Source organism: Ectopseudomonas toyotomiensis (assembly GCF_900115695.1).
Classification (GTDB): Bacteria; Pseudomonadota; Gammaproteobacteria; order Pseudomonadales; family Pseudomonadaceae; genus Aquipseudomonas; species Aquipseudomonas toyotomiensis.
Genome location: NZ_FOXK01000012.1, coordinates 175010 through 187232, shown reverse-complemented (window position 1 = coordinate 187232; position 12223 = coordinate 175010). Strand labels below are relative to the sequence as shown.

At 62.8% G+C, this 12223-nt stretch carries 10 protein-coding genes; 4 read left to right on the top strand and 6 right to left on the bottom strand.

Annotated features, from left to right (window positions below):
* The coding region (locus tag BM186_RS26775; protein WP_208606735.1) for a hypothetical protein at positions 1-184 on the top strand (184 nt) is incomplete at its 5' end.
* A gap of 779 nt (positions 185-963) precedes the next feature.
* On the opposite strand, the gene cysN is transcribed toward BM186_RS26775, so the two are convergent.
* The 3 genes from cysN to BM186_RS22400 all read right to left on the bottom strand — a co-directional run bounded on the left by cysN (position 964) and on the right by BM186_RS22400 (position 4680).
* A complete protein-coding gene (cysN, locus tag BM186_RS22410; RefSeq protein WP_074918496.1) occupies positions 964-2859 on the bottom strand; it encodes a sulfate adenylyltransferase subunit CysN in 1896 nt (631 codons plus the stop codon).
* Positions 2860-2871: 12 nt separating this feature from the next.
* Positions 2872-3789 (bottom strand): sulfate adenylyltransferase subunit CysD, encoded by a 918-nt coding sequence (gene cysD, locus BM186_RS22405; protein WP_017678939.1) that lies wholly within the window; start codon positions 3787-3789, stop codon positions 2872-2874.
* 132 nt (positions 3790-3921) lie between these two features.
* Positions 3922-4680 carry a Nif3-like dinuclear metal center hexameric protein gene (locus BM186_RS22400; protein ID WP_074918494.1) on the bottom strand — a complete coding sequence of 253 codons (759 nt, stop codon included), beginning with the start codon at positions 4678-4680 and terminating at the stop codon, positions 3922-3924.
* A 110-nt stretch (positions 4681-4790) separates the two neighbouring features.
* On the opposite strand from BM186_RS22400, the gene algW reads away from it, so the two are divergent.
* The 3 genes from algW (at position 4791) to BM186_RS22385 (ending at position 8836) form a co-directional block, all read left to right on the top strand.
* On the top strand, positions 4791-5933 hold the full coding sequence (gene algW / locus BM186_RS22395) for a Do family serine endopeptidase AlgW (RefSeq protein ID WP_017678937.1): 1143 nt from the start codon (positions 4791-4793) through the stop codon (positions 5931-5933).
* A gap of 88 nt (positions 5934-6021) precedes the next feature.
* Positions 6022-8103: a TonB-dependent siderophore receptor gene (locus BM186_RS22390; protein WP_074918492.1), complete on the top strand. Its 2082-nt coding sequence runs from the start codon at positions 6022-6024 to the stop codon at positions 8101-8103.
* Between the two features lie 13 nt (positions 8104-8116).
* Positions 8117-8836, top strand: coding sequence for a DUF4198 domain-containing protein (locus BM186_RS22385; RefSeq protein ID WP_072423062.1), 720 nt, complete (start codon positions 8117-8119; stop codon positions 8834-8836).
* Positions 8837-8905: 69 nt separating this feature from the next.
* Here BM186_RS22385 and hisC read toward each other — a convergent pair whose 3' ends face one another.
* The 3 genes from hisC to hisG form a co-directional block, all read right to left on the bottom strand.
* A complete protein-coding gene (gene hisC / locus BM186_RS22380; RefSeq protein ID WP_074918490.1) occupies positions 8906-9958 on the bottom strand; it encodes a histidinol-phosphate transaminase in 1053 nt (350 codons plus the stop codon).
* Between the two features lie 80 nt (positions 9959-10038).
* The gene (gene hisD, locus BM186_RS22375; protein ID WP_074918488.1) at positions 10039-11346 is read right to left on the bottom strand and encodes a histidinol dehydrogenase; all 1308 of its coding nucleotides are present in this window, start codon (positions 11344-11346) and stop codon (positions 10039-10041) included.
* Between the two features lie 123 nt (positions 11347-11469).
* On the bottom strand, positions 11470-12105 hold the full coding sequence (hisG, locus tag BM186_RS22370) for an ATP phosphoribosyltransferase (protein WP_074918486.1): 636 nt from the start codon (positions 12103-12105) through the stop codon (positions 11470-11472).
* Positions 12106-12223 lie beyond the last annotated feature (118 nt).

Genomic DNA, 12223 nt, shown 5'->3' with positions numbered 1-12223 from the left:
CTTTCCATTTCCATGCTTCAAAAACACCAACGCCCCGAACCAGTCGGGGCGTTGGATTTTTCTGGCGTCAGTGCGTTTTCACACGCTCTGGATTGCGGGGCTTTTTTATGGTTCTTCGCATAGTTTGGAGGCAGTGCGGGTTGACACACCGGACTGGCAAATTTGTGTGCGTATTACTTACTGACTTAGCACTATCCATTACCGCGTCGCCTGAACGTTTGGGTTGCGCCCCTTACGGGCGCCACACCTTTCTTGCTTGCCCAAGAAAGGTGTGCCAAAGAAGGGCCCCCCGACATCCGGGTTTCGCTGCGCGAAACTTCCCTCGTTCCGGTGCCGCTCCGGGGGCCGGCTTACATGGGCCATCCCTGGCCCATTAAGCCTCTCGCCGCATCCATGCGGCTCGCTCCCCTACGCAACACCTCCTCTCGGCCTCCTGAAGGGGACCAGGTCGCGAGCTTGCAAGATTTCCTCGGGCTCAAGCTCGACGGTGTCTGTTTTTGTTTTTGCTTTTAGGCAGCGATCACGCAGGCGACGCCCAAGTCCCCTTCAGGAGGCCGAGTGGAATCGCCGCGTAAGGGGTTGAGCGACATGGATGTCGCGAGAGCTGCGATGGGCCAAGGATGGCTCTTCGCAGCGTGCTCCTGGAGTGGTGATGGAGCGAGGGAACCCCGGTGCAGCCGGGGCCGGATGTCGGGGTGCCCTTCTCTTTGGTTACTTTCTCTTGGGCAAGCAAGAGAAAGTGACTCGCCCGTAAGGGGCGAAACCCATCAGGCCAGGCGGCGTGTGAATGGAGAGTGCCAAGTCATCGAAAGCTCACACGTAATTGCCAGCCCGGTGTCAAGCGTATCCTCCTCGCGAAAATGCGAAGAACCTTTTTATTAGGTAAAGATCGCCGGCTCCGCGCGTGGCCAGGAATGAAAAAGCCCCGCATCACTGCAGGGCTTCTCGTTCAGCGCAAGAACGTCAGATCGAGCCGCGGCTGCGCAGCAGATCCAGCACTGCCTTGACGCCCTCTTCGACCGACTGCGCCTGGGTGTCGATCACCAGATCGGCATCCAGCGGCACGTCGTAGGGGAAGCCTTCGCCGGGGATATTGTCACCACCAGCGGCGTACAGCCCCTGCGGGTCACGCTCGCGGCAGATCTGCGGCGAGGCCTGGACGTAGACGGTAACCATGCGTTCGGCACCGATCAGCGCCTTGGCCTGCTCGCGACCTTCGGCATCCGGAGCGACAAAGGCGGCCAGGGCGATCATGCCAGCCTCGTTGAACTGACGCGCCACATGGGCGGCGCGGCGCCAGTTCTCGGCGCGGCCGGCGCGGTCCTGCGGCAGGCCCTTGTTCAGGTCATGGCGCAGGTTCTGGCCATCGAGCACGTACACGGCGCGGCCCATGTCGAACAGCTTGCGCTCCACGGCGTAGGCCAGGGTGCTCTTGCCCGCGCCAGACAGGCCGCTGAACAGCACGGTGGCCGGCTGCTGACCGAAGCGCGAAGCACGCTCCTCGGTCGATACATGGGCCAGGCGGCCGTGCTGACCGCCGCCATGGGCGACCGGGTCGGCAATGATCATGCCGGCGCCGACGGTGCCATTGGTCAGGCGGTCGACGACGATGAAGGCACCGGTGGTGCGGTTGTACTCGTAGCCGTCCAAGGCGATCGATGCATCCAGCGCCACCTTGACCCGGCCGATCTCGTTGAGCCTCAGTTCGCTGGCCGCGCCCTGCTCCAGGGTATTCACGTCGACGCGATGCACGATGCTCGGGATCGAGCCCGGCACGTAGCTGGTCGCACGTTTGATGTCGTACTTCTTGCCCGGCAACATCGGCTCTTCGCCCATCCATACCAGCATGGCCTCGAAGCTGTCGGTGACCTGCGGACGGTTGTCGGCATGCACCAGCATGTCGCCGCGCGACACGTCGATCTCGTCTTCCAGGGTCAGGGTGATGGCCTGGCCCGGCCCGGCATGTTCCAGTTCGCCCTCGAAGGTGACGATGGACTTGACCTTGCTGGTCTTGCCCGAAGGCAGCGCCATGACCTCGTCGCCCTTGCGCACGACGCCGCTGGCCAGGGTGCCGGCGAAACCGCGGAAGTTCAGGTTCGGACGGTTGACGTACTGCACCGGGAAGCGCAGGTCATCGAAGTTGCGGTCGCCAGCGACTTCGACGGTCTCGAGAATCTCCATCAGCGACTGGCCGGTGTACCAGGGCGAGCGCTCGGACTTGTTGACCACGTTGTCGCCCTTGAGCGCCGACATGGGCACGAACTCGAGGGTGGTCGGGCGCAGGTTGATCTTCCCGGCGAAGGCCAGGTAGTCGGCCTTGATCTGCTCGAACACGCCCTGATCGAAGTCCTTCAGATCCATCTTGTTGACGGCCACGACGATGTGCTTGATGCCCAACAGGGAGGCAATGAAGCTGTGGCGCTTGGTCTGGGTCTGCACGCCGTAGCGGGCGTCGATCAGGATGATCGCCAGGTCGCAGGTCGAAGCGCCGGTGGCCATGTTGCGCGTGTACTGCTCGTGGCCGGGGGTGTCGGCGATGATGAACTTGCGCTTGGCGGTGGAGAAATAGCGGTAGGCCACATCGATGGTGATGCCCTGCTCGCGCTCGGCCTGCAGGCCGTCGACCAGCAGTGCCAGGTCGATGTCATCGCCGGTGGTGCCGACTTTCTTCGAATCCTTGGTGATGGCTTCCAGATGATCTTCGTAGATCATCTTGGAGTCATGCAGCAGGCGGCCGATCAGCGTGCTCTTGCCGTCGTCGACGTTGCCGCAGGTAAGAAAGCGCAGCAGTTCCTTGCGCTCGTGCTGGGCCAGGTAAGCGAGAATGTCCTGGCCGATCAAATCGGATTGGTGACTCATGGTGCGCGATCCTCAGAAATAGCCCTGACGTTTCTTTTCTTCCATCGACCCGGCGGCATCGTGATCGATCACGCGGCCCTGGCGCTCGGAAGTACGGGTCAGGAGCATCTCCTGGATGATTTCAGGCAGGGTCAGCGCCGTGGACTCCACCGCACCGGTCAGCGGGTAGCAGCCGAGGGTACGGAAACGCACCATCTTCTTGGTGATACGCGCCTTCTCTTCATCGGACAGGTGCTCGAGGATGCGCTCGTCATCGATCATGATCAGCGTGCCGTTCTTCTCGATCACTTCGCGCTCGGCGGCGAAGTACAGCGGCACGATTGGAATCTGCTCCAGGTAGATGTATTGCCAGATATCAAGCTCGGTCCAGTTCGACAGCGGGAAGACGCGGATCGACTCGCCCTTCTTGACCTTGCCGTTGTACACGTTCCACAGCTCGGGGCGCTGATTCTTCGGGTCCCAGCGGTGCTTGCTGTCGCGGAAGGAATACACGCGCTCCTTGGCGCGCGACTTCTCTTCGTCGCGGCGCGCACCACCGAAGGCGGCGTCGAAGCCGTACTTGTCCAACGCCTGCTTGAGGCCTTCGGTCTTCATCACGTCGGTGTGCTTGGCACTGCCGTAGGTGAAGGGGTTCATGTCCTGCGCCACACCATCGGGGTTGATGTGGGTCAGCAGTTCCAGGCCATATTCACTGACCATCTTTTCGCGAAAGCGATACATCTCCTGGAATTTCCAGCGCGTGTCGACGTGCAGTACCGGGAACGGCAACTTGCCAGGGAAGAACGCCTTGCGGGCCAGGTGCAGCATCACGGCTGAATCCTTGCCGATGGAATAGAGCATCACCGGGTTGTCGAATTCGGCGGCCACTTCACGAATGATGTGGATGCTTTCCGCCTCTAGCTGCTTCAGATGGGTCAATTTGTCGAGCATGGCTACTCACGGTTTGCTGTTATGGGGCCGGCGGGCCGTGGACGAGCGCGCACTCTACCACAGCGTCTGCTTATACTCAGGACGCCAGTTAGACCGAAACGATCTAGCGTTATGCCTGCCCGTACGGGCGATTCAGATCGGGTTGGGGCAGTCGATGAACAGGTGTTCGAGGGCGAAACGCCGTGCCAGATAATCCCCCAGCGCCTGCACGCCGTAGCGCTCGGTGGCATGATGGCCAGCAGCGATGAAGCTCACGCCATTCTCACGCGCGCTATGGAAAGTCTGCTCGGAGGCTTCGCCGGTCAGGTAAAGGTCGACACCGGCAGCAATCGCCTGGTCGATATAGCCCTGCCCGCCACCCGTGCACCAGCCGACGCGACGGATCAGCCCGTCGCCCTCGACCAGCAGCGGCTCACGCCCCAGCGCTTGCTGCACGTGCCGGGCGAAGTCGGCCGCGCTCATCGGCTCCTCCAGCGAGCCAACGAGGCCAACGGTGCGCGGATTCTCCGGTTCGAGCAGGCCCTCGACGACAATGCCCAACTGCCGTGCGAGCTGCACGTTGTTGCCCACCTCGGGGTGCACATCCAGCGGCAGGTGATAGGCCAGCAGGCTGATGTCGTTGGCCAGCAGCGCTTTCAGGCGACGCTGTTTCATGCCGGTGACACAGGGGTTCTCGCCCTTCCAGAAATAGCCATGATGCACCAGCAGCACATCAGCCTCGGCCTCGATGGCCGCCTCGATCAGCGCCTGACTCGCGGTGACGCCGCTGACGATGCGGCTGACCTGCGGACGACCCTCGACCTGAAGGCCATTGGGGCAGTAATCATTGATACGCGACGCGTTAAGAAAGGCGTCAGCTTCTTCCACTAGCGTGGACAGGGCAATGGCCATGAAGATTCCTCACAAGCTGTTGCGGGCCGCTGCCTAATTGGCGAGCACCTCACTATAATGCGCCACCTTAAGGGCCGAATTTGGCCCCCGCAACCCTCAGGATTGTCTCGATGCCCCAGGCACTGCGTTTTCTCGGTTGGCCCCTGCTGGTCGGTGTGTTGTTCGCACTGCTGCTGATCCAGCGCTACCCGGAATGGGTCGGCTTGCCACGCCAGGAAGTGCAACTGGTACAGGCTCCGCTCTACAGCCGCCTGCAGGAAGGCCCGGTGTCCTACTCCGAGGCAGTCGATACCGCATCGCCAGCAGTGGCCAACCTGTACACCACCAAACTGGTGAGCAAACCGGCTCATCCGCTGTTCGAAGACCCGACCTTCCGCCGTTTCTTCGGCGACAACCTGCCACGCCAGCAGCGCATGGAGTCGAGCCTCGGCTCGGCCGTACTGCTGAGCCGTGAAGGTTATCTGCTGACCAACAATCACGTGGTCAGCGGCGCCGACCAGATCGTCGTCGCCCTCAAGGACGGCCGCGAAACCCTGGCACGGGTGATCGGCAGCGACCCGGAAACCGACCTGGCCGTATTGAAGATCGACCTGCCCAATCTCCCGGCGATCACCCTGGGGCGCTCCGACAGCATTCGCATCGGTGATGTGACCCTGGCCATCGGCAACCCTTTCGGCGTCGGCCAGACCGTGACCATGGGTATCATCAGCGCCACCGGGCGCAACCAACTGGGCCTCAACACCTACGAAGACTTCATCCAGACCGATGCGGCGATCAACCCGGGCAACTCTGGCGGCGCGCTGGTCGATGCGCACGGCAACCTGGTGGGCATCAACACGGCGATCTTTTCCAAGTCCGGCGGCTCGCAGGGCATCGGCTTCGCCATCCCGGTGAAACTGGCCATGGAAGTGATGCAGGCGATCATCGAGCACGGCCAGGTGATTCGCGGCTACCTCGGTGTCGAGGTGCAACCACTGACGCCAGAGCTGGCCGAGTCCTTCGGCCTCGATGGCCGCCCCGGCATCGTTGTCGCCGGTGTCTATCGCGACGGCCCGGCGCAGAAAGCCGGCCTGCAGCCTGGCGACCTGATTCTCAGCATCGATGGCGAACCGGCCAGCGACGGGCGCCGTTCGATGAATCAGGTCGCGCGCACCAAACCAGGCGACAAGATCCGCATCGACGTGTTGCGCAACGGCAAACCGCTGCAGCTGACCGCCGAGATCGGTATTCGCCCTCCCGTTAACGGCAACTGATCGGCGAGCAATTTCAAGTAGGAACTTTTCTCGACTGAGGTTATTGTAATGTTATTACATTAATACCAATCATCCGGAGACTTTCCCTTTGCGCGTCACTACCGCCTTGCTTGCCGGCAGCCTGTTAACACCCTGCGCTCTTGCCGCCGAATCTCCGGCCCAACTGGCTGACAGCATCATCAGCGCCCCCAGTGAACAAGCCGATGGCCCGGTACAGGGCTACCGCGCCAAACGCTCATCCAGCGCCACCCGCACCGACACGCCGATCAGCGAAATTCCCCAGGCCATCAGCGTGGTCCCCGCCCAAGTGCTGGACGATCTCGGCAGCAGCCGTATCGACCGCGCCCTGGATTTCGCTGGCGGCGTCTCGCGGCAGAACAACTTCGGCGGCCTGACCTTCCTCAACTACAGCGTGCGCGGGTTCACCACCGGCGAGCTGTACCGCAATGGTTTTGCCATCAACCGCGGCAGCTACAGCTCGCCGGACGCATCGGCCATCGAGCGCCTGGAAGTGCTCAAGGGGCCGGCGGCAGCCCTCTACGGCCGCGGCGACCCAGGCGGGCTGGTCAATATCGTCACCAAGCGCCCGCAACTGGAACCCTTCACCCAGTTCAAGGCCAGCGCCGGACGCTGGGATCGCTACCGCAGCAGCCTCGACGTCAATACGCCGCTGAACGAGGACGGCACCCTGCTTTCGCGGGTCAACCTGGCAGTCGAAGACAACGGCAGTTTTCGCGACCACGTCGGCAACCAGCGACAGATCATCAACCCGACCTTCAGCTGGCAGCTGTCGCCCGACACCCTGCTGATGATCGACAGCGAGTTCTCGCGCACCGACTCGGTGTTCGACCGTGGCATTCCCGCGGTGGATGGCAAGATGGGCGCGGTCAAGCGCTCGACCTTTCTCGGCGAACCCAACGACGGCAAGATCCGCAACGACAACCAACTGCTGCAGGTCAGCCTCGAGCACTACCTGAACGACGCCTGGAAACTGCGCCTGGCCAGCCATTACAGCCAGGGCACGCTGGATGGCAACAGCTCCGAGCCTTCGCGCCTGATTGGCGATCAGGTCACGCGCTTCTATCGTGAGCGCAGCTTCGAATGGAACGACAGCATCACCCAGGCCGAGCTGCATGGGCAGTTCGAGCTGGCCGGCTGGCAGCACCACACGCTGCTGGGCCTGGAGTACGAGAACTACCGCAACAGCCAGAAGTATCCGCAAAGCGTCACCGGGCTGGGCTATGGCCAGGACATCTATAACCCGATCTATGGTCAGCCCAAGCCCCCCATCGTCAATCCCAACGACTTCCACGAGCACACCGAAAGCTACGCCCTCAACCTGCAGGATCAGATCAGCTTCAATGACCACTGGAATGGCCTGCTCGGCGTGCGCCTGGAGCGTTTCGAGCAGACCGCACTGAACCGCAGTAGCCGCGTCAGCAACGAGCAAAGCAAGGATGTCGCCACCCCGCGCGCGGGCGTGCTCTATCAGCTGACGCCAGAGGTCGGCGTGTTCGCCAATGCCTCGATGTCGTTCAAACCCAATGCCATCGGCGCCCAGGGGCAGGTGTTCAAACCGGAGAAGGGCCTCGGCTACGAAACCGGCCTCAAGCTCAACCTGCTCGATAGCCGCCTCGGCGCCACTGTGGCGCTGTTCCATATCGACAAGGAAAACGTGCTGACCGCCGACCCGAACAATCCGGGCGACAGCATCGCCGCCGGCAAGGCGCGCAGCCAGGGCGTGGACCTGCAGGTCAGCGGCCAGCTCACCGATGCCCTACGGGTGATCGGCGCCTACGCCTACATCGACGCCGAGGTAACCAAGGACAACAGCATCCCCGAGGGTAGCGATCTGCTCGGCATCGCCCGCAACAGCGCCAGTTTGATGAGCGTCTACCAGTTCCAGGGTGGCTCGCTGCAGGGCTCGGAACTCGGCGCCGCAGTCAACTACGTCGGCGACCGTTCCGGGCAGACCGGCAGCAACTTCGAGCTGCCGGCCTACACCACGGTCGATCTGCTGGCGCGCTGGCAAGCCACCAAGGACCTGAACCTGGGCCTGAACCTCAACAACCTGTTCAACCGCAAGTACTACGAACGCTCGTTCAACAACGTCTGGGTAATGCCCGGCGACCCTCGCAATCTCATCGTCAGCCTGACCCTCAACCTTTGAATCGGAGATTCACATGCGTATTCCTGCCTACCTGCTTCTCGCCGGCCTGTTCGCCAGCAGCAGCGCTCTCGCCCACGGTCTCTGGACCGAAGAGCGCCGCGGCAATATCGAAGTCGTCTACGGCCACGGCGCCGAGGACGATGCCTTCAAGGCGGAGAAGATCAGTGGCGCCTGGGCCTATGACGCGGCAGGTCGAATGATTCCGGTGACGGTCGAACGCCTTTCTGACCATGCCCGCCTGCAACCTTTGAAGAAACCCGCGGTGCTCGGCGTGGCCCTGGACAATGGCGCCTGGTCGAAGACCCCGGAAGGCCAATGGATCAACCAGGGCCGCAGCCAGGTGACGAACTCGACCCAGTCGCTGCACACCTACAAGTACAGCCTGGCGATCTACAGCGAGGGCGCCAAGCTGCCCGACCTCGAGCCGCTGAAACTGGTCATCGTTCCGCAAGTCGATCCGCTCAAGGTCGGCCCCGGCAAGCCGCTGCCGGTGCGCGTGCTGGTGGACGGCAAGCCGATGGCAGGCGTCGAGCTGGTCGGCGACTATCGCGGCGCACCGCATCAGGTCAGCGCGGTAACCGATGCCGAGGGCCGCGCCCAGGTAACGGTGCGCAACGAGGCGCTGAACATCATCAGCGCCTCGGTCTACGTACCGGTGGAGAACGACCCGAATATCGAGAGCCGCGGCCTGTTCACCTCACTGACCTTCCTTGGCCAGCCGCACCACGAGTAATCCCCCTCTGCGCCATGAAAAAAGCCGGTGACGCTGACGCGCCACCGGCTCTGTTCAGAACCGCCTGGATCAAAGGCCTTGCAGGGCGTCCAGCAGGGCCTGGTTCTGCTCCGGGGTACCGATGGTGATACGCAGGAACTGAGCGATGCGCTGCTGCTTGAAGTGGCGCACGATCACCCCTTGCTCGCGCAGCCCGGCTGCCAGAGTCGCGGCGTCCTTGCCCGGGTGACGAGCAAAGACGAAGTTCGCCGCCGAAGGCAGCACCTCGAAGCCCAGCCCCTGTAGACCGGCGACCACCGCCTCACGGCTCTCGATCACCTGCTGGCAAGTTTTCTCGAAATAAGCGCGGTCCTCGAACGCCGCCGCAGCACCCGCGATGGCCATGCGATCGAGCGGATAGGAGTTGAAGCTGTTTTTGATCCGCTCCAGCGCCTCGATCAGGTCCGGATGACCGACCGCGAGGCCCACGCGCAAGCCCGCCAGAGAGCGCGACTTGGACAGGGTCTGGGTGACCAGCAGGTTCGGATACTTGTCGACCAGGGCGATGGCCGTCTGACCGCCGAAGTCGATATACGCCTCGTCTACCAGCACCACATTGTCCGGGCTTGCTCGCAGCAGACGCTCGATGGCCTCGAGCGGCAGCAGGCAGCCGGTCGGCGCATTGGGGTTGGGGAAGATGATGCCGCCATTGGGCCGGGCATAGTCCTCGACGCGAATCTGGAACTGCTCGTCCAGCGCCACCTGCTGGTACTCGATACCGTACAGGCCGCAATAAACCGGATAGAAGCTGTAGCTGATATCAGGAAACAACAGCGGCGCGTCATGCTGGAACAGGCCATGGAACGCGTGCGCCAGCACCTCGTCAGAGCCGTTGCCGACGAACACCTGGTTGGTCTGCACGCCATAGTAGTCAGCCACTGCCTGCTTCAGGCGGTCGCTGTTGGGGTCCGGGTACAAACGCAGGTTGTCGTTGACTTCAGCCTGCATCGCCGCAATGGCCTTGGGCGACGGACCATAAGGGTTCTCGTTGGTATTGAGCTTGACCAGCTTGCTCAGCTTGGGCTGCTCACCTGGCACATAGGGCACCAGGTCTTTGACGAAGGGGCTCCAGAATTTGCTCATCTGCCCTTCTCTCCTCGAAATGCGTAGGGTGCGCTGTGCGCACCGCGGATAATCAATGGGCGCGCGTGACGCGCCCTACATCACTTGATGCGGTACTCGGCGCTGCGCGCGTGTGCGGTCAGCGACTCGCCGCGGGCCAGCACCGAGGCACTCTTGCCCAGCTCCGATGCGCCATCCGGCGAGCAGAAGATGATCGACGAGCGCTTCTGGAAGTCATACACCCCCAGCGGCGAGGAAAAACGCGCGGTGCCGGAAGTGGGCAGCACGTGATTCGGGCCGGCCACATAGTCGCCCAAGGCTTCTGCTGTGTAGCGGCCCATGAAGATCGCACCGGCATGGCGGATCTCGGGCAGCCAGGCTTCCGGATCGGCGACCGACAGCTCCAGGTGCTCCGGCGCGATGCGGTTGGCCACCGCGATGGCCTGCGCCATGTCCGCCACCTGGATCAAGGCGCCGCGCCCCTCCAGCGAGGTGCGGATGATCTCGGCGCGCTCCATGGTCGGCAGCAGCTTGCCGATGCTTTCAGCGACGCGGTCGAGGAAGGCGGCATCCGGGCTGACCAGGATCGACTGCGCGTCTTCGTCGTGCTCGGCCTGAGAGAACAGGTCCATGGCGATCCAGTCCGGGTCAGTCTGACCATCGCATACCACGAGGATTTCCGACGGACCGGCGATCATGTCGATGCCCACCTTGCCGAACACGTGACGCTTGGCGGTGGCCACATAGATGTTGCCGGGGCCGACAATCTTGTCCACCGGCGGTACGCTCTCGGTGCCATAGGCCAGCGCGGCAACTGCCTGGGCGCCACCAATGGTGAACACGCGGTCGACGCCGGCGATGGCGGCAGCTGCCAGGACGATCTCGTTGATCTCACCGCGCGGGGTCGGCACCACCATTACCACTTCAGGCACGCCGGCGACCTTGGCCGGAATGGCGTTCATCAACACCGAAGACGGATAGGAAGCCTTGCCGCCAGGCACGTAGAGGCCGGCGCGATCCAGCGGGGTGACCTTCTGCCCCAGCACCGTGCCGTCGGCTTCGGTGTAGCGCCAGGAATCCTGCTTCTGCTGCTCGTGGTAGCTGCGCACGCGCTCGGCGGCCACTTCGAGAGCCTGACGCTGCTCGGCGCTGATACGGGTCAGGGCCAGTTCCAGACGCTCACGCGGCAGGATCAGGTCGGCCATGGCGGCGACCTCCAGGCCATCGAAGCGCTGGGTGTACTCGACCAGGGCGGCATCGCCGCGCTCACGCACGGCCTGGATGATTTCCAGCACGCGCTGGTTGACGCCATCGTCGGACACACTCTCCCAGCTCAGCAGATGATCCAGGTGTCGGGCAAAATCCTGGTCAGCGGCGTTGAGTCGGCGAACAGCAATGGGAGCGGTCATGGCAAAGCCTCGTGTAATAGCAAATCTCAGGCGCCGCTAGAGTAGCAAGCCCACCGTGCGGGCACCTGAGAAAAATGGCTATGACACGGATAGGCTGCCGCGACCAGAAGTCGCGGTGAGGAGTCAGCCTTGGTGTCGCGCCTCGATGGCGCCACGCAGGGTATCGATCAAGAACTGGATGCGCGCGTGCTGCATCTTCATCGAGGCCTTGTTGACGATCAGGCGCGAGCTGATGGTGGCGATCAGCTCCTGCGGTTCCAGGCCGTTGGCACGCAGGGTGTTGCCGGTGTCGACCACATCGATGATCTTGTCAGCCAGGCCCACCAGCGGCGCCAGTTCCATCGAACCGTACAACTTGATGATGTCGACCTGACGACCCTGCTCGGCATAGTAGCGCTTGGCGACGTTGACGAACTTGGTGGCCACGCGCAGGCGCCCTTTCGGCTCCGGCGCACCGACTTTGCCAGCCGTCATCAGTTTGCACTTGGCGATCTGCAGATCCAGTGGCTCGTAGATGCCCTGGCCGCCGTATTCCATCAGTACGTCCTTGCCGGCGACACCGACGTCGGCCGCGCCATGCTCGACATAGGTCGGCACGTCGGTAGCACGCACGATCAGCAGGCGCACGTCATCCTGAGTAGTCGGGATGATCAGCTTGCGGCTCTTGTCCGGGTTCTCGGTCGGCTCGATACCCGCCGCCGCCAGCAACGGCAGGGTGTCATCGAGAATGCGGCCTTTGGACAGGGCGATGGTCAGCATGGAACGGTTTCCTTGAGCGGAAGCGGCCTCCCGAGAGGGGTGGCCACACTATCTGCGATCTCGCGAGCTAGAGTCATGCAAGGCAAAAACAGGCGAGGAAGCGGAGTTTACAAGTTGT